The sequence below is a fragment of the Citrobacter amalonaticus genome (assembly GCF_001559075.2).
In the GTDB taxonomy this organism is placed as follows: domain Bacteria; phylum Pseudomonadota; class Gammaproteobacteria; order Enterobacterales; family Enterobacteriaceae; genus Citrobacter_A; species Citrobacter_A amalonaticus_F.
In genome coordinates, this window is record NZ_CP014015.2 from 1,207,010 (window position 1) to 1,231,314 (window position 24,305).

Sequence of the window (24,305 nt, forward strand, 5' to 3'; positions counted from 1 at the left end):
CGCGGGAGCCTTCCTGACCCGCGCCCACGTAAGGAGACCCATTATGCGAAACCAGGATTTTCCATGCCTCTTCGTTAATCTTTCGGTCATTCGTGACAATACCCGGACGCTGATTGCGCTGTGCCGCCAGCACGGTGTAGAGCCTGTCGGCGTCAATAAGCTGAGCTGCGAAGCGGCAAATGTCGCCAGAGCCATGATTGATGCGGGAATCAGCACGATTGCAGATTCCCGCATCCAGAATCTCAAAAAAATCGCCGACCTGCCCGTCGACAAACTGCTGCTGCGTCTGCCGCAGATAAGCCTTGCACACGACATCGTGGCCTATGCGGATATCTCACTGAATTCCGAAGAACATACGTTGCAGGCGCTCTCTGCGGCAGCCATCGCGCAGAACAAAACGCACCGGGTCATTCTGATGCATGACCTGGGCGATCTGCGCGAAGGCTGCGTGGATCCGCAGGAGACACGACGCCTTGCACGTCTGGTGCACAAGGAACTGCCAGGGCTGACGCTGGAAGGACTGGGCGCCAATCTTGCCTGCTACGGCGGAGTGGAACCCACCACCGAAAACCAGCAGGCGCTGGTCGATCTCGCCCATGAGATCGAAGACGAGCTGGGTATTGCACTGCGCACAATTTCCGGCGCCAGCTCCGCCGCCCTGTTCCTGCTGATCAACGGCGGACTGCCGACGGGCGTCAACCAGTTGCGGCTTGGCGCATCGCTGATCATGGGGTTCGGCCTGAATGACGAGCCGATCCCCGACACTCGTCAGGACGCTATCAAGCTCGGCGTGGAGATCATCGAGCTGAAAGACAAGCCCTCCGTTCCGCAACACTCCACGGCGCTGGATGCCATGGGGAGAAAGCCGGTATTCGAAGATCTTGGCGTACACCATCGGGCGCTGGCCGCGCTCGGCGAACAGGACGTCTCTTTCTCCCAGCTCCGGCCATTTGATCCCGGCGTCAAAGTGCTCGGCGCCAGTTCCGATCACCTGATCCTCGATGTCACCCACGCCGCATCGGGATATCAGGTGGGCGACATCGTCTATTTCTCCCTGGGATACAGCGGCGTCTTGCAGTGCATGACCTCCGAATACGTCGGCAAACAATACAGCTACTTCTAAAAAATCACTCTCTGTCAGATTGAGGACTCTCTTCATGACTACTCTTGATACCAGCAAACCGGCTGCGGACGCTTCGACTTCCCAGTCCGAAGGTAAGCTCAAACTTCCGGCGCTGACGGCGCTTGTGGTCAGTGCGCTGATCGCCGCCGGGGTATTTTCTCTGCCACAAAACATGGCGGCCAAAGCGGGCGCTGGCGCGATCCTGATCGGCTGGGGGATTACCTTCATCGGGATGTTAACCCTCGCGTTTGTCTTCCAGACCCTGGCGCACCGTAAAAGCGAAGTTGAAGGCGGCGTGTATGGTTATGCCCGCGCGGGCTTTGGCGAGTACATCGGTTTTAACTCCGCCTGGGGTTACTGGATCTCAGCGTGGATCGGCAACGTTTCGTACTATGTGGTGATCTGTTCCGCCCTCGGCTCGTTCAGCGCGCTCGGTTTCTTCGGTGATGGCACCACCCTTTCCGCGCTGATTGTGGGTTCTATCCTGCTCTGGGGTCTGCATTTTCTGATCTGTCGCGGCGTACAGGGTGCCGCCCTGCTCAATCTGATCGGCACGGTCGCGAAAGTGGTTCCTCTGATCATGTTTGTCGTGCTGGTCAGCGTCGCCTTTCAGGTTCGCACCTTTAAGATTGAATTCTGGGGCAATGAACAGCTTGGCTCTGTTATGGACCAGGTGAAAAACATCATGCTGGTCACCACCTGGGTATTCATCGGTATTGAAGGCGCCGCCATGTACTCGGGTCGGGCGATGAAAAAATCAGACGTGGGTAAAGCCACCATGATTGGATTTTTCATCTCAATCCTGCTGTTTGTCGCCGTTTCGGTTCTGTCGCTCGGCGTCCTGTCTCAGCCAGAGCTCGCCCAGTTGAAGAACCCTTCTACCGCAGGCGTCCTGGCTGCGGCGGTCGGCCCTTGGGGTGCAGCCCTGATGAATATCGGTCTTATCGTTTCCGTCGGCGCCGCGCTGCTGGCCTGGACATTATTATCTGCGGAAACGGCGTACATGGCCGGTAAAGACGGCACCATGCCCAAATTTCTCGGCAAGGAAAACGCCAACAAAGCGCCGGTCAACGCGCTGCTGCTGACCAATGGTCTGACCCAACTGTTCCTGATCATCGCCCATTTCCAACAGGCAGGGTATCTTGCGCTGCTGCTGCTGGCCACCTCAATGATCCTGATCCCCTATTTTCTCAGCGGGTTGTATGCCCTGAAAGTGGCGTGGCAGAAGGACGGTTATAACAGTGATGAACAGCGTTCCATCACCCGCGACATCATCATCGGCGCGCTGGCAACACTCTATGGCGCCTGGCTGGTCTATGCCGCCGGGATGGAATATCTGCTGCTGTCGATGATCCTTTACGCCCTCGGTATCGTGTTTTATGTCTGGGCGCGGAAAGAGAAAAATGGAAGACTTTTCAATCCAATAGAGATCGTTCTGGCTATTATGGTGGTGGCCGCAGGGATCTACGCGGTCTATCTGTTGGCGACAGGCGTGCTCACGCTCAGTTGATGCACGTCAACACAGGGAAGACGAAGCGGCAAAACTCCGCCTTCCCTTAGACGACTAAGTGGAATATTTTCTCATGCAGATGCCATCCGTCAGGATGCTGAAGCGCGCTCCAGTAAAATTTCAATAAGCCGATCAAAGACATCCCGGTTGAAATGGAGAACATTTGCTTAGTGCGTCATCAATTAAAAATAGAAACATTGGGCAGATCTACTGGTTGTTATCTTCGGCTGATTACACTGGACTAACTGATGATGAAACTTTACCAACCCGCTTCAGAAAAAGAAGAACTACAACTCTCTGTTTGTCAGCGCCTGATTGGCGAAAAAAGCTATCTCTCACAGGAGGAGATCCGCCGCGATCTGCAAAACTACGGCTTTGAAACCATCAGCCAGTCGACGGTTTCCCGCCTGCTGAAAATTCTTGGCGTCATAAAAATTAGAAATACGAAAGGACAAAAAATTTATGCCGTCAATCCGCAATTGCGCCCTGCCCCCGATGCCGCCCGTTCGATTGCTGAAATGGTGGTGAGTGTGGAGCACAACAGCGAATTTATCCTTATCCATACGGCGGCCGGATATGGCCGCGCCGTCGCCAGAATCCTTGATTATCATGCCCTGCCGGAGATCCTGGGGGTCATCGCGGGTAGCAGTATTGTCTGGGTTGCACCACGGGTTGTGCAGCGCACCGGCCTTGTCCACAAACAGATTAACCACTTACTAAAAATGAATTAATATTCATTAAAACCGTTTGCGTTGAATAAAAATGGCATTATTTGCTTGATCCGCAAACGGAGCTGAGTATAATCGCGGACAATTTGCCGGGAGGAAGTATGGTCCAGTGTGTACGACATTCTGTCTTACCGCGTCTGAAAACAGACGCTGGCCTGCCGTTTTTCTTTCCGTTGCTAACCTATTCCCAGCCCCTCAAATGAGGGGCTTTTTTTTTGCCCTGGCGTCAGGAGATAAACATGGCTAACCCGCTATATCAAAAACACATCATTTCCATAAACGACCTCAGTCGCGACGACCTCAATCTGGTGCTGGCGACAGCGGCGAAATTAAAAGCGAACCCCCAACCGGAGCTGCTCAAACACAAGGTCATCGCCAGTTGCTTTTTTGAAGCCTCGACCCGTACCCGCCTGTCGTTTGAAACCTCAATGCACCGCCTGGGCGCCAGCGTGGTCGGCTTTTCCGACAGCGCCAACACGTCGCTGGGTAAGAAAGGTGAGACGCTGGCAGATACCATCTCTGTGATCAGCACCTACGTTGACGCGATCGTGATGCGTCACCCGCAGGAAGGCGCGGCGCGTCTGGCGACTGAATTCTCCGGTAACGTGCCGGTACTGAACGCGGGCGACGGTTCAAATCAACATCCGACCCAGACGCTGCTGGATCTGTTCACCATTCAGGAAACGCAGGGGCGTCTGAACAACCTGCATGTGGCGATGGTCGGCGACCTGAAATATGGCCGTACTGTGCACTCCCTGACGCAGGCGCTGGCGAAGTTTGACGGCAACCGTTTCTACTTCATCGCCCCGGATGCGCTGGCGATGCCGCAGTACATTCTCGACATGCTTGACGAAAAAGGCATTGCCTGGAGCCTGCACGCCTCTATCGAAGAGGTGATGGCGGAGGTGGATATTCTGTACATGACCCGCGTACAGAAAGAGCGTCTGGACCCTTCAGAATACGCCAACGTGAAGGCCCAGTTTGTCCTGCGTGCCAGCGACCTGGCGGGAGCGCGGGAAAACATGAAGGTACTGCATCCGCTGCCGCGTATTGATGAAATCGCCACGGATGTGGATAAAACGCCTCACGCCTGGTATTTCCAGCAGGCAGGCAACGGGATTTTCGCGCGCCAGGCGTTACTGGCACTGGTTCTGACTAGCGATTTGGCACTGTAAGGGGAGATAACGAGATGACACACGATAACAAACTGCAGGTTGAAGCGATCAAATGCGGCACCGTAATCGACCATATTCCCGCGCAAATCGGCTTTAAGTTGCTGACCCTGTTCAAGCTGACCGAAACCGACCAGCGCATCACTATCGGCCTTAATCTGCCTTCCGGTGAAATGGGGCGTAAGGACCTGATTAAGATCGAGAATACCTTCCTGACCGCCGAACAGGTTAACCAACTGTCACTGTACGCGCCACAGGCTACCGTCAACCGCATCGACAACTACGAAGTGGTGGGTAAATCGCGTCCAAGCCTGCCGGATCGTATCGACAGCGTTCTGGTCTGCCCGAACAGTAACTGCATCAGCCATGCCGAGCCGGTCTCTTCCAGCTTTGCAGTGAAAAAACGTGTGGATGACATCGCACTTAAATGCAAATACTGTGAAAAAGAGTTTTCTCATTATGTGGTGCTGGCCAACTAATTGCAGTTGGTTAAAAATTCCTGGCTCCCTATAATGCCTGAGAAAATTCATTTACCGCTGTACTTCAGGAGAAATCATGAGCAAAACTATCGCGACGGAAAATGCACCCGCAGCAATCGGTCCATATGTTCAGGGCGTAGATCTGGGCAGCATGATCATCACTTCCGGTCAGATCCCGGTTGACCCGAAAACCGGCAGCGTGTCGGACGACGTCTCCGCGCAGGCGCGTCAGTCGCTGGAAAACGTGAAAGCTATCGTTGAAGCCGCTGGCCTGAAAGTGGGCGACATCGTGAAAACGACCGTATTTGTCAAAGATCTGAACGATTTCGCGACCGTCAACGCCACCTACGAAGCGTTCTTCACCGAACACAACGCCACCTTCCCGGCTCGTTCCTGCGTGGAAGTTGCGCGTCTGCCAAAAGACGTGAAGATCGAGATCGAAGCGATCGCCGTTCGTCGCTAAGCGATAAAAAAATCCGGGCATTTCTGCCCGGATTTTCGTTACTGTCGTCCTCTTACATTACGCCAAAGAATTTCGGCAGGAACAGCGAGATTTCAGGAATATAAGTCACCAGCATCAGTACCAGGAAAAGCACCGCGTAGAACGGTAGCATCGCCTTCACCACCTGCTCGATCTTCTGTTTACTCACCGCACTGGCAACAAACAGCACCGACCCTACCGGCGGCGTGATCAGGCCAATCCCCAGGTTCACCAACATAATCATCCCGAAATGTACCGGGTCAATGCCGAGGGCGTTGGTGACCGGCAGCAGCACAGGGGTCAGGATCAGAATCAACGGCGCCATGTCCATCAGCGTACCGATCAGCAGCAGCATGATGTTGATGCACATCAGGATGACATATTTGTTTTCTGAGATGCTGGTAAAGGCTTCGGTAATGCGCATCGGCAACTGCATGTACGTCATGATGGCGCCAAATGCCGCGGCGAAACCGATCAGGATCATCACGATAGTCACCGTCTTCACCGTGCGATACATCAGCTTCGGCAGTTCAGACCACTTGTAGTCGCGGTAGATAAACATGGTGACAAAGAACGCCCACAGACAAGCGATCGCCGCCGACTCCGTCGCGGTGAAGATACCAGAAAGGATCCCGCCCATTATGATGACGACCGTCATCAGTCCCCACAGCGTATCGAGAAAGATCTTCAGCGCCTGTCGGAACGGCACGCGTTCCCCTTTCGGATAGCCGCGCTTATGGGCAAAACCCACGCACATCACCATCAGGGTAAAACTCAGCAACAGTCCTGGCAGGATCCCGGCAATAAACAGCGCGGCAATCGACACCGTGCCGCCCGTCGCCAGCGAGTAGATCACCGAGTTATGGCTGGGCGGCGTCAGGATGGCCTGCACGGAACCGCTGGCGGTGACCGCTGCGGCGAAGTCACGCGGATAGCCTTTCTTATCCATTTCGGGGATCATCACCGAACCGATCGATGCGGTATCCGCCACCGACGATCCTGAGATCGCGCCAAAGAAGGTCGACGCCACAATGTTCACCAGCGACAGGCCGCCGCGAATGAAGCCAACAAAGATATAGGCGAAGTTCACTAACCGTCGCGCAATCCCCCCTTCCGCCATAATGGCCCCGGCCAGAATAAAGAACGGGATCGCCAGCAGCGAAAATTTGTTCACACCGTTGGTTAACTGGATCATCACCGCTTCGAGCGGGATATCGATATACCACGCCCCGACGATCGCGCTGATCCCCACCGCATACGCTACCGGCACCCCAATCGCCAGCATGATGCCGAGCGTAAAAACGAGAATAAATGCATCCATTTGCTTTCCCCTATGAAGTCGGTTCGGTCATCAACTGGTTGAACCCAGCATGACCACGGGACGTTGATACTGAGCGCCACGGCAGATCTTTTCGATGATGAAAAGCAGCGTGATCGCCGAACCGATAGGGAGCGGAAGATAGTTTTCCCCGGCGGTCAAAATGGGGAATTCCGCCACGGGTTGATGCCACAACTCGTAACAGAGCGTCGAACCGTACCAAAGAATAAAAACACTGATCGCCAGCAGCATCAGATCGGCACCAATAAAACAGATCCGGCGACCCATTTCACCAAGACGATCGGTCACCATGCTGACAGCAATATGCGAACCCGCGCGGTAACTGACCGCCGCACCGATAAAGGTGAACGTTACCATACACAATATGGCGACCGGCTCAGGCCATGACAGTGCACTGTTCATGACATAGCGCGCAAATATCCCAACAGGAATAACCGCCACCATCACCAATAAAGCCAACCCGGCAATCCACATTGAAATTCGGTACAGCACATCCATTACCGATGAATAACATTCACCCATAATTATCACCTCGACGAATAACCGATTCAGGCGGATGACCTCCGTCACCCGCCTGATGAATTACTTCACATCCTGAATTCGCTTGATCAAATCCTGGTGGTCTTTACCGTATTGATCCCGGACAGGCTGTGTGGCTTTATAGAAATAGTTCGTATCGATATCATGAAAATTCACACCATTCGCTTTCATCGTTTCCAGTGATTTCGCGTTATATGCTTCCCAGAGCTGACGCTGTTCCATTTGCGCTTCTTTCGCCAGTTTAATAATTAATTCCTGATCTTCTTTTTTCAGCTTGTCCCACTTGGCTTTTGAAAACAGGAACAGCTCAGGAATAATGAAATGCTTACTCCAGGTGTAATTTTTGGCAACCGGCAGATAGTTATGTGCGACAAAGGTCGGTGGGTTATTTTCCGTGCCATCGATAACCCCGGTCTGCATCCCGCTGAACACCTCACTGGTCCCCATGGCGATCGCATTCGCGCCCATCGCTTTTAAGGTATCGAGCGATACGGGACTGGTCTGAACGCGGATTTTCATCCCCTTCAGGTCTTCCGGTTTCACGACCGGATCTTTGGTGATCAGGTTACGCGTTCCGGCATCCATCCAGCCGAGAAACACAAGTCGGGACTGACTGTTCGCGGTCAGCCTGTCGCCAATTTCCTGACCAATTGCCCCGTCCAGAACCTTGTGCAGGTGATCTTCATCGCGGAAGATATAGGGCAGCGTAAAGACGTTAATCTCTGGCAATATTGCGGCAACCGGAGACATCGATACGCGGATAATATCAATCGCCCCCAGTTGCGCCTGTTCAATCATCTGCTTTTCATCGCCCAGCACACCGCCCGGGAAGGTTTTAATATCCAGACGTCCGTCGGTAGCGGCGCTGAGTTTTTCGCCCATATGCTTCACAGCAACCACGTTCGGATAATCAGCCGGATGGACATCTGCCGCACGCAGCGTTTGCGCAGACGCCGCCTGCGCTGCCAGTACTAAAGCAGTACCCATGCACAGGTTTAACAAGGTTTTGGTCAGTTTCATTTTTCCATCTCCAGAGGTTTATAATTTTCATTAATACAAACGACTTGCAGGATAGAGGGCCGCCTTAATTAAAAGGGACAGTAAGGAATGACATTGCCCAGACAGACTCGTCGGTGTAACAAAGTATTACGATGATTATGTTCACAAAATGACGATGGATGGAATTTTTTTTAGCACGCTGTTTCATTTTTGCAATGAAGGTCTTTTTCCTGGAAAAAAGATGTCCTGAAGCGGGCTTAAATTGTGATCGACCACACCTCTTTGGTTTTTCAAAAAAAATAAAACACGACGGAGGGAAGAATATATTCTTGCTTGATGAAAAAGAAAATGGCTGCCGAAGCAGCCATTATTTTCGATTACTGCCAGCCGTATCGGCGGCTATAGAACCCTTTTACCAGTTGCGTTAACGTCATATATCCCACCAGAATCGCTACCAGCCACGGGAAATAACTCAGCGGTAACGCCTGCAATTGCAGATAACCTGCCAGCGGTGAGAACGGCAGCGCAATTCCCACGACCATCACTACCAGCGTCATCAGCATCAGCGGCCAGGCGGCGCGACTCTGAATGAACGGCACGCGGCGCGTACGAATCATATGCACAATCAGCGTTTGCGACAGCAGCCCGACCACAAACCAGCCTGACTGGAACAGCGTTTGCGCTTCCGGCACATTGGCGTGGAATACCCACCACATCAGGCAGAACGTCAGAATGTCGAAGATCGAGCTGATCGGGCCAAAGAAGAGCATAAAACGGCCCAGATCCGCCGGATTCCAGCGCTGTGGTTTCTGGATCTGCTCATCATCAACGTTATCAAACGGGATCGCCACCTGGGATACATCGTACAGCAGGTTCTGAATCAGCAAGTGCAGCGGCAACATAGGCAGGAACGGCAAAAAAGCGCTCGCCACCAGCACACTAAAGACGTTACCAAAGTTAGAACTGGCGGTCATTTTGATGTACTTCAGCATATTGGAGAACGTACGACGCCCTTCAATCACGCCTTCTTCCAGCACCATCAGGCTCTTTTCCAGCAGGATAATATCGGCCGCTTCGCGGGCGATATCGACCGCTCCATCCACCGAAATGCCAATATCCGCCGCACGTAGCGCTGGCGCGTCGTTAATGCCATCGCCCATAAAGCCCACTACGTGTCCTTCACGTCTGAGGAGGCGGACGATCCGCTCTTTATGCATCGGCGTCAGGCGTGCGAACAGCGTGGTATGCTGAGCCAACGCGGCCAGCGCGTCGTCGCTCATGCCTTCGATCTCATTCCCGACAATGACCTCTCCGGCGTCCAGGCCTACCTCATGACACACTTTCGCTGCGACCAGTTCGCTGTCGCCGGTCAGGATCTTCACGGTGATGCCACTGGCTTTCAGCGCTTTCAGAGCAGGTGCGGTCGTTTCCTTCGGCGGATCGAGGAAGGCAATGTAACCTTCAAGGATCAGATCGGATTCATCAATACGCTGGTAATCCCCTTCCCGCGCCGGCAGGTATTTGGTCGCCACGGCGACCACGCGCAGCCCCTGACGGTTCAGCGTATCGGTCACGCGTTTCACCCGGCGCAGCATGTTGTCATCCAGCGGCACAATTTCGCCGTTATGACGTACTTGCGTACAGACGCTGATGATCTCCTGTAACGCGCCTTTACATACCAGCTGATGCACATCCGTCTCTTCTGCCACCACTACCGACATCCGGCGGCGCTCAAAATCAAACGGAATCTCATCAATTTTCTGCCAGCGGGCAGACAATGTGCGTGCGGAGCCTTCATCAACACCTTCCAACACGGCGGTATCCAGCAGGTTTTTCAGCCCGGTCTGGTAATGGCTGTTCAGCCATGCCGCGTGCAGAACGCGTTCACTGGGCTTACCGGAGATATCCGTATGATTTTCCAGCACGATTTTGTCCTGGGTCAGCGTGCCGGTTTTATCGGTGCACAGAACGTCCATCGCGCCGAAGTTCTGAATGGCATCCAGATGTTTGACGATCACTTTTTGCTTCGACAGTTTTACCGCGCCGCGTGCCAGCGTCGAGGTGACAATCATCGGCAGCATTTCCGGCGTCAGGCCTACGGCGACGGAGAGCGCAAACAGCGCCGCTTCCCACCAGTCACCTTTGGTGTAACCATTAATGAGCAGCACCACTGGCGCCATCACCAGCATAAAGCGGATCAACAGCATACTGACGCGACTGATGCCCTTCTGGAACGCGTTTTGCTCGCTTTCTTGTTCGCTGACGCGCCCCGCCAGTTGACCAAACCAGGTATGCGCGCCAGTGGCGATGACCATCGCCTGCGCCGTGCCACTCACTACGTTAGTCCCCATAAAGCACAGGGTGTCGCGTTCAAGCGGGTTGCTTTGGCTGGCGTCGCGGGTGTGCGCCACTTTCTCCACAGGCAGCGATTCGCCGGTTAACGACGCCTGAGCGACAAACAGGTCTCGCGCCTGAATGACCCGCAGATCGGCCGGGATCATGTCCCCCGCCGACAGCTTGATGATGTCGCCGGGTACCAGCTGATCGATAGGCAGTTCCACCCAGCCATTTTCCCCTTTCTCATTGATGACCCGCAGCACCGTCGCGGTATTGCTGACCATCGCTTTCAGCGCGTCTGCCGCTTTGGTGGAACGCGCTTCCTGGACAAAGTTAAGCAGCGTGGAAATCACCACCATCAGGGCGATCACCCCGGCGGCAAACAGATCTTCCGTGGCATACGAGATCGCGCCCAGAAGAGTCAGCAAGATATTGAACGGGTTGCGATAACAGACCCACAGATGCTTCCACCACGGTGACGGTTTCTGGGTCGGCAGAAGGTTTTCACCGTATTGTTCGCGGGCGGCGTTCACTTCTGCCGCATTGAGTCCTTCCGGATGCGCATTAAACGTTTTCCATAGCGTCTTTTCATCCATCACGGCGACTTTCAGGCAGTGTTCGCTCAGTGAAGAAGGCATCGGGGTGCTGGCAATCGACTGTGCATTAGGCAATGGATCGCGGTGCACCAGGCGATCGGGCAGATGGCGGCCAAGCCGGGCAAACAGCTGGCGAGTGATATTTTTAAACATAGGCAGTCCCTCCGCGCCAACAAGACGGGCGCAGAAATATCCTTCAGGCGTGGCAAAGCCTTACCTGACAGGTAACATAATTTTTAAACAGGGACGTTAATGCGTCACTGTCTTACATCACCGGTAAGACAGCGAAAGGCAGGCTTACCGGAAAGCGCGTATTCTCCATTTCGGGAGAGGGGTGGGATCGGGATCCATAAAGCCTCCGGTAATTGAATGAGTTAGCCCACAGATTATAAGTTGTAGATCATAATATTTGTGGCATTTATGGCGTTATAATAACCCCCGGCAATTAAACAAAACATATACACAAAATCATTCAGTTCGCATCCCGGCAGAAAATGAACGACGCCAACGCAGAGACAGCGTGAAGGATGACGTGTATAAACCAGACTTTGCCCATTGAGGTTTCTCTAAGTAAAGTTACCCTCTTATCATCTTTTGTTGCGTACCACGGGAAAACAGGATGCAAAATCGGCTGACTATCAAAGACATCGCCCGCTTAAGCGGCGTGGGGAAATCCACCGTTTCCCGTGTGCTGAACAACGAAAGCGGCGTCAGTGAACGGACTCGCGAGCGTGTCGAAGCCGTGATGAATCAGCACGGATTTTCTCCCTCCCGTTCAGCCCGCGCCATGCGTGGTCAGAGCGATAAAGTGGTCGCCATCATTGTGACCCGTCTCGACTCCCTGTCGGAAAACCTTGCCGTACAGACGATGCTGCCGGTGTTTTATGAGCAGGGCTACGATCCGATCATGATGGAAAGTCAGTTTTCCCCGGAAAAAGTCGAAGAACACTTGGGTATGCTGAAACGCCGCAACATCGACGGCGTGGTGCTGTTCGGTTTTACCGGCATCACGGACGCGATGATCGCCCCGTGGCAGGCATCGCTGGTGCTGCTGGCCCGTGACGCGAAAGGCTTTGCCTCCGTCTGCTACGACGACGACGGGGCGATTAAAATCCTGATGCAGCGCCTGTACGATCAGGGACATCGCAACATCAGCTTTCTCGGTGTGCCGCACAGTGACGTCACCACCGGGAAGCGCCGCCATGACGCCTATCTCGCGTTTTGCAAACAGCATAAGTTACATCCCATCGCGGCCCTGCCGGGTCTGGCGATGAAGCAAGGCTATGAGCATGCCGCGAGCGTCATTACACCAGACACGACCGCGCTGGTCTGCGCCACGGATACTCTCGCGCTCGGTGCCAGTAAGTATTTACAGGAGCAGCGGGTCGATAACCTGCAACTGGCGAGCGTCGGTAATACGCCGCTGATGAAATTCCTGCATCCGGAGATCGTCACGGTCGATCCCGGCTATGCCGAAGCCGGACGCCAGGCGGCGGCCCAGTTGATCGAGCAGATCAACGGACGCAGCGATCTGCGCCAGATCGTCATTCCTTCCACCCTTTCCTGAGTCATTGCCGAACGCTTTCTGAACGATAATTTGTGATCTTCGCTGCGTTTCGGGAACGTTCCCATTTTTAAATTTTTATCCCGGATATACTCTGTGCCCATCGCATAACCCCCCTTTTTCACAGTCATCGCCACGAGGCTTCATGATGAGCAAAGTTAAACAAGCGGATATTGACCGGCTGATAGAGCTGGTAGGCGGGCGAGAGAATATCGCCACAGTGAGTCACTGTATTACGCGCCTGCGCTTTGTGCTGAATCAGCCAGCAAACGCCAGACCGAAAGAAATTGAAGCCTTACCGATGGTCAAAGGCTGCTTTACCAACGCCGGTCAGTTCCAGGTGGTGATTGGCACCGAGGTTGGCGATTATTACAAGGCGCTGCTGGCCACCACCGGGCAGTCGCACGCCGATAAAGAGCAGGCGAAAAAAGTGGCTCGTCAGAACATGAAATGGCATGAGCAACTGATCTCCCACTTCGCTGAAATCTTCTTTCCGCTGCTGCCGGCGCTGATCAGCGGAGGCTTGATCTTAGGTTTCCGCAACGTCATTGGCGACCTGCCAATGAGCAACGGCCAGACGCTGGCGCAGATGTATCCGGCGCTGAAAACGGTCTATGACTTCCTGTGGCTGATTGGCGAAGCCATCTTCTTCTATCTGCCAGTGGGCATCTGCTGGTCGGCGGTGAAAAAAATGGGCGGCACGCCGATCCTTGGTATCGTGCTTGGCGTCACGCTGGTATCGCCACAGTTGATGAACGCGTATCTGCTGGGGCAACAAATACCGGAAGTATGGAACTTCGGCCTGTTCACCATCGCGAAAGTGGGCTATCAGGCCCAGGTCATTCCGGCACTGCTGGCTGGCCTGGCACTGGGCGTGATTGAAACTCGCCTGAAACGCATCGTGCCGGATTATCTGTATCTCGTTGTGGTGCCAGTGTGTTCATTGATCCTCGCGGTTTTCCTCGCTCATGCGCTGATCGGTCCGTTTGGCCGCTTGATTGGCGACGGTGTGGCCTTTGCGGTTCGCCATCTGATGACCGGTAGCTTCGCGCCGGTTGGTGCCGCGCTGTTTGGCTTCCTGTACGCGCCGCTGGTGATTACCGGCGTGCACCAGACCACGCTCGCCATCGACATGCAGATGATCCAGAGCATGGGCGGAACGCCGGTATGGCCGCTGATTGCCCTTTCCAACATCGCACAGGCGTCTGCGGTGGTAGGCATTATTATCGCCAGCCGTAAACAGAACGAACGTGAGATCTCCGTTCCTGCCGCGATCTCCGCCTATCTCGGGGTCACTGAGCCGGCAATGTACGGTATCAACCTGAAATACCGCTTCCCGATGCTCTGCGCGATGATCGGCTCCGGTCTCGCCGGTCTGCTCTGCGGCCTGTACGGGGTGATGGCGAACGGTATCGGTGTCGGCGGTTTGCCGGGCATCCTTTCCATCCAACCGACTTACTGGCAGGTGTACGCCGTCGCGATGGCGATCGCCATTGTCATCCCGATCGTGCTGACCTCCATGGTCTACCAGCGTAAATACCGTCAGGGCACGTTACAGATTGTCTGATTTTATTCGGGGCGCACTTGCGCCCCTCGCATAACCAGGAATTGACTATGAATACCCTTCCCCACTGGTGGCAAAACGGTGTCATCTACCAGATCTATCCCAAAAGCTTTCAGGATACGACCGGCAGCGGTACCGGCGATTTACGCGGCGTGACACAGCGCCTCGATTATCTGCATAAACTGGGCGTGGATGCCCTCTGGCTGACTCCGTTCTATATTTCACCGCAGGTGGATAATGGCTACGATGTCGCTAACTACACCGCTATCGATCCCGCTTACGGTACGCTGGATGACTTCGATGCGCTGGTCGCCCAGGCGAAAGCACGCGGCATCCGCATTATTCTCGACATGGTGTTTAACCACACCTCCACGCAGCACGCCTGGTTTCGTGAGGCGCTCGATAAAGACAGTCCATATCGCGAGTTTTACATCTGGCGCGACGGCACGCCCGATGCACAACCCAACAACTGGCGTGCCAAGTTTGGCGGCAACGCCTGGCAATGGCATGCCCAGAGCGAACAGTATTATCTGCACCTCTTCGCCCCGGAACAGGCGGACCTGAACTGGGAAAACCCTGCCGTCCGTGCCGAACTGAAAAAAGTCTGCGAATTCTGGGCCGATCGCGGCGTGGATGGCCTGCGCCTGGACGTCGTCAACCTGATCTCCAAAGATCAGCGCTTCCCCAATGATCTGGACGGCGACGGGCGCCGTTTTTATACCGATGGGCCGCGAGCGCATGAATTTCTGCATGAGATGAACCGTGACGTCTTTACCCCGCGCAAGCTGATGACGGTCGGTGAAATGTCTTCCACCACGCTGGAACATTGCCAGCGTTACGCCGCGCTGGACGGTAGCGAACTGTCGATGACGTTCAATTTTCATCACCTGAAGGTCGATTACCCCGATGGAGAGAAATGGACGCTGGCGAAGCCCGATTTTGTCGCGCTGAAGACCCTGTTCCGCCACTGGCAGCAAGGGATGCACAACGTCGCGTGGAATGCGTTGTTCTGGTGTAACCACGATCAGCCGCGCATCGTGTCGCGATTTGGCGACGAAGGGGAATATCGGATGCCGGCCGCGAAAATGCTGGCGATGGTGCTGCACGGTATGCAGGGAACGCCGTACATCTATCAGGGGGAAGAGATCGGCATGACCAATCCTCATTTCACCCGCATCACCGACTACCGCGATGTGGAAAGCCATAACATGTTTGCCAGGTTGCGGGCGGAGGGTCGCGATGCCAATGAACTGCTGGCAATTCTGGCCAGTAAATCCCGCGACAACAGCCGTACGCCAATGCAGTGGAATAACCGCAAGAACGCCGGTTTCAGCCAGGGCGAACCGTGGATCCCGCTGTGCGATAACTACGCGGACATCAACGTGGAGAACGCGCTCGGCGATAATTCGTCGGTGTTTTATACCTATCAACGGCTGATTGCGCTGCGCAAATCCGAACCCGTGCTGACCTGGGGCGACTATCAGGATCTGTTGCCGGACAGCCCACATCTCTGGTGTTACCGCCGTGAATGGCAAGGACAAACGCTGCTGGTCATTGCCAATCTGAGCGGTGAATGTCAGGCCTGGTTCCCGGAATCGTACCGGGGCAACTGGCAGGTGTTAATGCACAACTATGATGAAGTTTCACCACTGCCGACGGCGATGACGCTGCGTCCTTTCGAAGCTATCTGGTGGTTACAGAAGTAATCGTTTGAGCCCCTCTTGCCCGGAGAAGCACGTCTTCCCGGGCAGAATTCCGCTCTCTGCCTTAGCTCACTGTTTTTGCTGAATAAATAATCAGATTTTTCTCTATCACAATTTACAATCGCTATAACGCCCGCCAACTGTACGCTCTGCTGTTTACCTTGCGCTATATCAAAAAAATCGCAAACACTTTTGATGCAAATCACTATATATAGAACTTAAAATGCAATCCGCCCCAACATGTTGTATTAATCAACTACATTTACAACAACGATGATGTCCACAGTCAGGGTGACTTTGTGGATAACATGGGACTGGATTGCGGGAAGTGATTGGATAGAGAGATGAATAACCATATCAATGCTTCCCGAGCCTCTGTGGATAACCTGTTCTTATACATTATGGAGTGATCATGACACCGCATGTGATGAAACGAGATGGCTGTAAAGTGCCGTTTAAATCAGAGCGCATCAAAGAAGCCATTCTGCGTGCAGCTAAAGCAGCGGGAGTCGATGACGCAGATTACTGCGCCACCGTCGCAGAAGTCGTTAGCAGTCAGATGGACACGCGTAGCCAGGTCGATATTAATGAGATCCAGACAGCGGTTGAAAACCAACTGATGTCCGGTCCTTACAAGCAACTGGCGCGCGCCTACATTGAATATCGCCATGACCGTGATATTCAGCGTGAGAAACGCGGTCGTCTGAACCAGGAAATTCGCGGCCTGGTGGAGCAGACCAACTCCGCGCTGCTCAATGAAAACGCCAATAAAGACAGTAAAGTCATCCCGACCCAGCGCGACCTGCTGGCCGGTATCGTCGCCAAACACTATGCCCGTCAGCATCTGCTGCCGCGTGATGTGGTACAGGCGCACGAGCGCGGTGATATTCACTATCATGATCTCGACTATTCCCCGTTCTTCCCGATGTTCAACTGCATGCTGATCGATCTGAAAGGGATGCTGACGCAGGGCTTTAAGATGGGTAACGCGGAGATCGAGCCGCCAAAATCAATCTCTACCGCCACCGCCGTGACCGCGCAAATCATCGCGCAGGTCGCCAGCCATATTTACGGCGGCACCACCATTAACCGTATTGATGAAGTACTGGCGCCCTTCGTGACCGCCAGCTTTAACAAGCACCGTAAAACGGCGGAAGAGTGGCAAATTCCGGATGCCGACGGCTACGCGCATTCCCGTACCGAGAAAGAGTGCTACGACGCATTCCAGTCTCTGGAGTATGAGGTCAATACGCTGCATACCGCCAACGGCCAGACGCCGTTCGTGACCTTTGGTTTCGGCCTGGGCACCAGTTGGGAATCGCGCCTGATTCAGCAGTCCATTCTACGTAACCGCATCGCCGGTCTGGGCAAAAACCGTAAAACCGCCGTGTTCCCGAAACTGGTGTTTGCGATCCGTGACGGCCTGAACCACAAATTTGGCGATCCGAACTACGACATCAAACAGCTGGCGCTGGAGTGTGCCAGCAAGCGCATGTATCCGGACATTCTCAACTACGATCAGGTCGTGAAAGTCACCGGTTCGTTCAAAACCCCAATGGGCTGTCGCAGCTTCCTCGGCGTGTGGGAAAACGAGAACGGCGAACAGGTTCACGATGGCCGTAACAACCTCGGCGTAATCAGCCTTAACCTGCCGCGTATCGCGCTGGAAGCCCATGGCGATGAAGCCACCTTCTGGAAACTGCTCGACGATCGTCTGGTGCTGGCACGTAAAGCGCTGATGACCCGTATTGCCCGTCTGGAAGGCGTGAAAGCTCGCGTTGCGCCAATTCTGTATATGGAAGGTGCCTGCGGCGTACGTCTGAAAGCCGATGACGATATCGCGGAAATCTTCAAAAACGGTCGTGCATCGATTTCACTGGGCTATATCGGTATTCACGAAACCATTAATGCCCTCTGTGGCGACAAGCACATGTACGACAGTGAAACGTTGCGAGCAAAAGGCATCGCCATCGTTGAACGTCTGCGTCAGGCTGTCGATCTGTGGAAAGAAGAGACGGGCTATGGCTTCAGCCTGTACAGCACGCCGAGTGAAAACCTGTGTGACCGCTTCTGCCGTCTGGATACCGCCGAGTTTGGCGTCGTGCCGGGCGTCACCGATAAAGGCTACTACACCAACAGTTTCCACCTTGATGTGGAGAAGAAGGTAAACCCGTACGACAAAATCGATTTTGAAGCGCCTTACCCGCCGCTGGCGAGCGGTGGCTTCATTTGCTATGGCGAATACCCGAACATCCAGCACAACCTGAAAGCGCTGGAGGACGTCTGGGACTACAGCTATCAGCATGTGCCGTATTACGGCACCAATACGCCAATCGATGAATGCTACGAGTGCGGCTTTACCGGTGAGTTCGAGTGCACCAGCAAAGGTTTCACCTGTCCGAAATGCGGCAACCACGACGCCGCGCGCGTGTCGGTGACCCGCCGCGTCTGCGGTTATTTAGGCAGCCCGGACGCGCGTCCGTTTAACGCCGGTAAACAGGAAGAAGTGAAGCGTCGCGTTAAGCATTTAGGGAATGGGCAGATCGGTTAATTTCCGTTTGCAAAGGCCGCAGGCCTGATAAGACGCAATCGCGTCGCCATCAGGCATCACAATGTTGCCGGATGGCGGTGCAAGCACCTTATCCGGCCTACTACCGATCAGTAATTGACCCGGGTGAGTGAGAGCGGCCAACACCGCTACAGCGCCAAATGCAACGAGGAAAAATGAATTATCACCAGTATTATCCCGTCGACATCGTTAATGGCCCCGGTACCCGCTGCACCCTGTTTGTTTCAGGGTGCGTGCACGAATGCCCTGGCTGCTATAACAAAAGTACCTGGCGGCTGAATTCCGGTCAGCCGTTCACAAAAGCAATGGAAGACCAGATCATTAACGATCTGAACGATACGCGGATCCACCGCCAGGGGATCTCCCTTTCCGGCGGCGATCCGCTTCATCCGCAGAACGTGCCGGATATCCTGAAGCTGGTGCAACGCATTCGCGCTGAATGTGCGGGCAAAGATATCTGGGTGTGGACCGGCTATAAGCTGGATGAACTCAACGCCGCGCAAATGCAGGTTGTGGACCTCATCAACGTGCTGGTCGACGGCAAATTTGTGCAGGATCTGAAAGACCCGGCGCTGATCTGGCGCGGCAGCAGCAACCAGGTTGTCCATCATTTACGATAAACACTATGGCGGACAGCATCTGCTTTCCGTCTTTCCTGTCCCCTCCCATCAAAAACGACTCACGCACTCCATCGCCACCGCTTTAAACTCGGCGAAGTTTTGGCTGCCGCACAGTCGCGTCATGGCGCGTTCACGCAGGAAAGTGACGAAGATATCGTAGATGGCCATTGCCTCTTCGTACTCGCTTTTACTGATAGCGAGTAAAAAGATCACATGTGCGGTTTCGTCACCCCAGGCGATGCCCTGCGGGGCGAGCACCGTGTAGACCACCGTTTTTTTAGCCAGCAGTCCGAGGGCGTGCGGCAACGCAATGCTGTCACCGAGCATCGTGCTGACAATCGCCTCGCGTTCCACCACCGAATCGAGGAATTCCGCGTCGACAAACCCTTCACTCTGCAACTGATCGCACAAGGTTTTAAACAGCGTCTGCTGGTCCATTTCGCCTTCGATAATACGAAAATGCGCGGCATCGAAGTATTTGTTCAGCATCCACGGACGGGTTCTGTCCACCAGCACCAACTTACCGATCTGCTCCAGTTGGTAGTCGGTAGGGAACGGGGCGATCTGCACGACCGGCTTGTCTTTCTCACCGATCCGCGCGGTGGCGATCACAAAGTCCTCCGCGATACTCTCACGCTGTTCGTAATCGCGCAGCGTCAGCGTGTTTACAATCTCGATCTGCGGATATTTGCGCGCCAGTACCGCTTCAATCATCCGCACCATCGCATTTCCTGCGTCGCAGACCAGCAAAACTTTTGGCTGTCGTTGGTAACCGATGTTGTAACTACGCTCAAGCCCAACGCCGATATGCAACACCAGAAAGCCGATCTCGTTTTCGCTGATGGCGTAAGGGGTATATTTCCCCCAGCCTGAGACCGCCGCCAGGGTCATATCCCATGCCATGGGATAGTGCTGTTTGATGTTCTCCAGCAGCGGGTTCGGGATCATAATCTGATAGCGTACCCGGGTGATCATCGTTTTGATGTGAGTAAGTAAATCCGCATGAAGCTGTTTATCATTCAACAGGTTATAGTTGTACTGGCTGTTGATAAACCGCAGGATGTAATTGACCAGCGCTTCCTCGTCGTCGGCATTGATCGCACTGGGCGCAATCTCCTGTACCTGCCGCGCCGCGATATGCACCTTCAGCCAGTTCTCTTCCGATACCGAGAGCGGATGATTTGCCAGATGCTGCACGACAGCGGCAATCTCACGCGCCGCCAGGCACACGTTCTCTTCCACCTCTTCGTTGGTGAATTCCGACAGCGGATACCCTTCGCTGATACGGCGTACCGCCACCGCGCAGTACAGGCGTAAAAACAGCTCGCCTTCGTCAGTAAGGCGAATATGGAAGCGATTAAAAATCTCCTCAAGCAGCGGTTGAAGCTGCGACGGCACCCCGGCATACAGCGCCTCTTCGGTCACCAGCGGATTAGCAGGATCCTGCTGCGCCAACGTCCAGAGAAGGTCAGTCAGGCAGGCGCGGATCGCCATCTCGCTGCCGAACAGTTTCATGCCATGGCGCGGGCGTGTTTCCAGCGTCAGATGATAGCGTTGCAGCCATTCACGCACTTCGGCCATGTCGTTTTGTAGCGTCGCCCGACTGACAAACCATTCATCAGCTAAATCTTCGAGTTTGAGAGAAAAGGCGGATGTCAGAAAGCGCACCATCAGATAGTGCACGCGTTCCTGACTGGTGCGCGGAATTCGCAGCGCGCTGGGCTGCTGCGATTGCAGGGACTGATAGCTTGCCGGGTCATCGATCCTGAGCTGATAACCGTTGCCCCGGCTGAGGATAAACTGCGCGCCGTGCTGAGTCAGCAGGGCGTTGAGCGCAGTAATATCGGCACGAACAGTTCGTGTGGAAACCGACAACCGCTGCGCCAGCTCATCCTGTGGCAGCGTCTCGTTTTGCAACATAGTAAACAGTTGCGCCAAACGTTGGTTGGGGAATCGCACATCACTCTCCTCGTTTTTAACCTACACACGCCCGGGTCAGCGCAAGCAACTGGCGCACATCGTCCGGACGGGTGTTTCCACTTACCTTATCAATAATAGAACTATAAATGTGAGGAATGATTTTACTGACGCCAGCGTCGAGGGCAATTTGCAAAATCTCATCGTAGTTTTCCAGATCGATTCCGCCGGTTGGCTCCAGCCAGAAATCATGACGCGCACAGGCCTCAGCCACCGCTTTAAACTCGTCACGGCATTTCAGACCGCCCATCGGGAAGTATTTGATCGAGCTGCCGCCCATATCTTTCAGCAAGGCAATAGCCGTTTCGACCGGGACAACGCCGTCCGCCGCTTTACTGCTTAATGGTCCGGTAGAAATTTTCACCAGACCTGGCGTACCGGTCGGCGATACCAACCCGTTAACCACCGTCTCACTCTGCCCGAGCAGGGCGCGGCTGGTTGCCACGCCGGTGAACACCTGGTTGACGTGCTGCGGCTGAACCAGGCGGGAGATTTCACTGACCATCGCCGACTGGTTCGGATCGCCCGCCCCCAGCCCCACGGAGAGCGCGTTGTGGATAAGCGCCGCGTAGTCACGCATATCCGCCACTGCGCTTTCGACATCCGGGTAATTTTTGGAGAGTACGCCGACCAGCACATGACCTTCCGCCGCGTCGTAAATGTCACGCGCGTTCTCTTTCGAGCCGGCCAGCACATTCAGGCAGACGCGATCGCGGTAAAAGTTCGGGGTCAATTTCATGCTTGTTTCTCCTGATTAATCACATCGCCAATCTGGCGCGCCACAATGTCCAGCTGTGCGCGGTCTACGCTGCGCACATCCGCTTCAATAATCCCTTCGTTGGCTTTGTAACCACGGAAGTAAATCGCGTATTCGCCCTGCTTGAGCGCTTCCACCAGTTCGCCCGTCGCGATGCCAGTGACCGCTTCATCAAACTTAATTTCTGCGCGGGCGATATCCCGTCCGGCGCTGTCCCACACCACGCGAGCCGTCACACCGTTGAGCGCATTCAGCGCATCAATAAACGGCGTCATTTTTTCCACCATCTCCGCGCCGCTCTCTTTTTGCGCATTCAAATAGAGTTCAATGGCGCAGGTCAGGCCGAGAATCCCCTCTTTGCCGACCTTCATCGCCCGGCCAATACCCGCCGTCTGGCGTTTCACCCACTCGATATACTGGGTTTTACCGATGACCAGTCCGCTGGTAGGGCCTTCGATCGCCTTCGCGCCGCTGTAGATCACCAGATCGGCCCCCGAACGGTAGTAGCACTGCAGGTCTTCTTCCGCCGCCGCATCAACAATCAGCGGCAGATTGTGTTTACGCGCCACAACGACGGCCTGCTCAACGCTGAGCATGCTTTTCTGCACGCAGTGGTGGGATTTGATATATAAGATCGCCGCCGTGCGCGGGGTGATCGCCGCCGCCAACTGCGCGGCAGAGCATTCATTGGCATAACCGGCTTCGACCAGCTTGCCGCCGCCCAGCGCCACCATCGTGCCAACCGGCGCGCCAAAGTTGACGTTATGGCCTCTCGGCAGCACGATTTCGTTATTCTCAATCGGCGTGACGTGCAGGTTCTCCAGCAGCCAGTCGCTATCCTGGACCAGCACGGCGGCCACCGACTGGGCAATGCCCGCAGACGCGCAGGAAACCACCGTCGCCCCTTCCACATCCAGCAGCTTCGCGATGTATTCCCCGGTTTTATTCACCAGATCTTTCATCTCAAAGTACTGGTTCATACCAGCCATCGCAGCTTCCACCACTTCCGGGCGCGGCGTGGACACGCCCAGCGCCGTCATCCGTCCGGAGGTATTAATCACCTGTTTTAAATGGTATTTCTCAAAAATTGAAGGCATGTTCCGCGCTCCCTTGTTCGGTCATATAGCCCTTGCCCGCACGTATTGCGGCAAGCGGCACCAGCAGTTTTTCAGCCTGTAAGCTGTCATTCTCGGCATCTATCAGCACGGTTGGCTGACGCTTCAGCGTAAAGAGGGTTAAGTCAGCGTCCAGACCTGGCTGGAGGCGACCTTTGGATTTCAGACGCAAGCCGTCGGCGGCATTGGCCGTCACGCAGTTGATGACCTGCGGCAGCGACATCCCGATGGCGAGGAATTTCGACATCACATTCGCCAGCGAATGCACTGGACCGTTGATACGGTTGCGGCAATAGATATCAGAACTGATGGTGTGCGGCAGAATGCCTAAACTGATGGCACGTTTCGCCACCGCAAAGCTCAGGCTGGCCGTACCGTGCCCGACGTCCAGACGCACGCCGCGCTGAATCGCCCGGGTGACCGAGGCGCGCAGTTCGCCCTCCGGCGTCAGAATGCGATTGGGTTTTCCGTTGTAGCAATGGGTGATGATATCGCCCGCCGTCAGGCGCTCCGCGATCTCATCCAAATCCGGCGGGTTATTGCCAATGTGGACCATCAGGGGCAAATCACCGTTCGCTTGCTGCATCGCTTTGGCGCGATCCAACGGCGTGATGCCATTTTCACCCACCACGCTGCTGCTCATTCGCGCCTTCAGGCCGACGATGAAATCAGGGTAGCGTTTCACTGCCTGCTGCACCGCATCGGCATCGATGTTGGCCATATTCGCCAGTTCGTTTTGTGCAATCAGTCCGACGCGGGAGATATTCAGAAGTGCATAGACTTCCGTCGCGGCGTCGCGCGTGAGGGTATAGAAATCATCAATATCGTCGGCACCGGTACTGCCCGCATCCACAACGGTTGTCACGCCGGTGGCAATGCCTACGCTGTCCGGTTCGTCGTGATAAATCGGGGAGTTTGGATAACAGTGAACGTGGGAATCAATCCATCCGGCGCTGACGTAGCACTCGCCGTTGAGCTCAACGGTTTTCACCGCCGGGTCGTTTATCTCGCCTAACGCGGCGATTTTGCCGTCCTTCAGGGCGATATCACAGACCGTATCGTCAACCAGACGCGCACGGCGCAGGAGTAAATCAAACATGTCTCTCTCCTTTTACCGGATAGCGGCGTAACC

The 24,305-nt window shown here is 54.7% G+C and carries 20 protein-coding genes and 1 pseudogene; 12 read left to right on the forward strand and 9 right to left on the reverse strand.

Annotation, left to right across the window (positions count from 1 at the left end; translation table 11 throughout):
• The first annotated feature begins 43 nt into the window (after positions 1-43).
• The 7 genes and pseudogenes from AL479_RS05725 to ridA all read left to right on the forward strand — a co-directional run bounded on the left by AL479_RS05725 (position 44) and on the right by ridA (position 5,475).
• Positions 44-1,123, forward strand: coding sequence for an alanine/ornithine racemase family PLP-dependent enzyme (locus tag AL479_RS05725; protein ID WP_061075393.1), 1,080 nt, complete (start codon positions 44-46; stop codon positions 1,121-1,123).
• Between the two features lie 34 nt (positions 1,124-1,157).
• Complete coding sequence (arcD, locus tag AL479_RS05730; protein WP_061075394.1) at positions 1,158-2,633, forward strand: arginine-ornithine antiporter; 1,476 nt, start codon at positions 1,158-1,160, stop codon at positions 2,631-2,633.
• Between the two features lie 251 nt (positions 2,634-2,884).
• Positions 2,885-3,364 (forward strand): arginine repressor, encoded by a 480-nt coding sequence (locus AL479_RS05735; RefSeq protein WP_061077935.1) that lies wholly within the window; start codon positions 2,885-2,887, stop codon positions 3,362-3,364.
• A gap of 98 nt (positions 3,365-3,462) precedes the next feature.
• Positions 3,463-3,598, forward strand: a pseudogene (gene pyrL / locus AL479_RS05740) (pyr operon leader peptide).
• 2 nt (positions 3,599-3,600) lie between these two features.
• Positions 3,601-4,536 (forward strand): aspartate carbamoyltransferase, encoded by a 936-nt coding sequence (gene pyrB / locus AL479_RS05745; protein WP_061075395.1) that lies wholly within the window; start codon positions 3,601-3,603, stop codon positions 4,534-4,536.
• Positions 4,537-4,550: 14 nt separating this feature from the next.
• A complete protein-coding gene (pyrI, locus tag AL479_RS05750) occupies positions 4,551-5,012 on the forward strand; it encodes an aspartate carbamoyltransferase regulatory subunit (RefSeq protein ID WP_042321682.1) in 462 nt (153 codons plus the stop codon).
• Between the two features lie 76 nt (positions 5,013-5,088).
• Complete coding sequence (ridA, locus tag AL479_RS05755; RefSeq protein WP_042999238.1) at positions 5,089-5,475, forward strand: 2-iminobutanoate/2-iminopropanoate deaminase; 387 nt, start codon at positions 5,089-5,091, stop codon at positions 5,473-5,475.
• A 52-nt stretch (positions 5,476-5,527) separates the two neighbouring features.
• On the opposite strand, the gene AL479_RS05760 is transcribed toward ridA, so the two are convergent.
• The 5 genes from AL479_RS05760 to mgtL form a co-directional block, all read right to left on the reverse strand.
• Positions 5,528-6,814 (reverse strand): TRAP transporter large permease, encoded by a 1,287-nt coding sequence (locus AL479_RS05760; RefSeq protein ID WP_061075396.1) that lies wholly within the window; start codon positions 6,812-6,814, stop codon positions 5,528-5,530.
• Positions 6,815-6,844: 30 nt separating this feature from the next.
• Entirely contained in the window at positions 6,845-7,354 is a 510-nt protein-coding gene (locus AL479_RS05765; protein ID WP_061075397.1) for a TRAP transporter small permease, read from the reverse strand.
• 60 nt (positions 7,355-7,414) lie between these two features.
• Complete coding sequence (locus AL479_RS05770; RefSeq protein WP_061075398.1) at positions 7,415-8,392, reverse strand: TRAP transporter substrate-binding protein; 978 nt, start codon at positions 8,390-8,392, stop codon at positions 7,415-7,417.
• A gap of 356 nt (positions 8,393-8,748) precedes the next feature.
• A complete protein-coding gene (gene mgtA / locus AL479_RS05775; protein WP_061075399.1) occupies positions 8,749-11,457 on the reverse strand; it encodes a magnesium-translocating P-type ATPase in 2,709 nt (902 codons plus the stop codon).
• A 144-nt stretch (positions 11,458-11,601) separates the two neighbouring features.
• Positions 11,602-11,655, reverse strand: coding sequence for a mgtA regulatory leader peptide MgtL (gene mgtL, locus AL479_RS24185; RefSeq protein WP_146109689.1), 54 nt, complete (start codon positions 11,653-11,655; stop codon positions 11,602-11,604).
• Between the two features lie 268 nt (positions 11,656-11,923).
• Between mgtL and treR the strand changes: the two genes are divergently transcribed.
• From treR to nrdG, 5 genes are all read left to right on the forward strand, one after another.
• A complete protein-coding gene (gene treR, locus AL479_RS05780; protein ID WP_061075400.1) occupies positions 11,924-12,871 on the forward strand; it encodes a trehalose operon repressor TreR in 948 nt (315 codons plus the stop codon).
• Positions 12,872-13,016: 145 nt separating this feature from the next.
• A complete protein-coding gene (gene treB / locus AL479_RS05785; RefSeq protein ID WP_061075401.1) occupies positions 13,017-14,435 on the forward strand; it encodes a PTS trehalose transporter subunit IIBC in 1,419 nt (472 codons plus the stop codon).
• 47 nt (positions 14,436-14,482) lie between these two features.
• On the forward strand, positions 14,483-16,138 hold the full coding sequence (gene treC / locus AL479_RS05790) for an alpha,alpha-phosphotrehalase (protein ID WP_061075402.1): 1,656 nt from the start codon (positions 14,483-14,485) through the stop codon (positions 16,136-16,138).
• Positions 16,139-16,547: 409 nt separating this feature from the next.
• Positions 16,548-18,686, forward strand: coding sequence for an anaerobic ribonucleoside-triphosphate reductase (nrdD, locus tag AL479_RS05795; RefSeq protein ID WP_061075404.1), 2,139 nt, complete (start codon positions 16,548-16,550; stop codon positions 18,684-18,686).
• A 173-nt stretch (positions 18,687-18,859) separates the two neighbouring features.
• A complete protein-coding gene (gene nrdG / locus AL479_RS05800) occupies positions 18,860-19,324 on the forward strand; it encodes an anaerobic ribonucleoside-triphosphate reductase-activating protein (RefSeq protein ID WP_061075405.1) in 465 nt (154 codons plus the stop codon).
• A gap of 48 nt (positions 19,325-19,372) precedes the next feature.
• Here the strand turns inward: nrdG and AL479_RS05805 are convergent, their stop codons facing one another.
• From AL479_RS05805 to AL479_RS05820, 4 genes are read right to left on the reverse strand one after another with little or no spacing between them, the layout of a single operon-like run.
• Positions 19,373-21,283: a BglG family transcription antiterminator gene (locus tag AL479_RS05805; protein ID WP_061075406.1), complete on the reverse strand. Its 1,911-nt coding sequence runs from the start codon at positions 21,281-21,283 to the stop codon at positions 19,373-19,375.
• A gap of 16 nt (positions 21,284-21,299) precedes the next feature.
• Positions 21,300-22,040 (reverse strand): 2-dehydro-3-deoxy-phosphogluconate aldolase, encoded by a 741-nt coding sequence (gene dagF, locus AL479_RS05810; protein WP_061075407.1) that lies wholly within the window; start codon positions 22,038-22,040, stop codon positions 21,300-21,302.
• Positions 22,037-23,155 (reverse strand): DgaE family pyridoxal phosphate-dependent ammonia lyase, encoded by a 1,119-nt coding sequence (locus AL479_RS05815; RefSeq protein WP_061075408.1) that lies wholly within the window; start codon positions 23,153-23,155, stop codon positions 22,037-22,039. The genes dagF and AL479_RS05815 overlap by 4 nt, the downstream gene beginning before the upstream one ends.
• Positions 23,139-24,272, reverse strand: a complete 1,134-nt coding sequence (locus AL479_RS05820) for an amidohydrolase/deacetylase family metallohydrolase (RefSeq protein WP_061075409.1) — start codon at positions 24,270-24,272, stop codon at positions 23,139-23,141. Before AL479_RS05820 ends, AL479_RS05815 begins: the two co-directional genes overlap by 17 nt.
• Between the last annotated feature and the right edge of the window lie 33 nt (positions 24,273-24,305).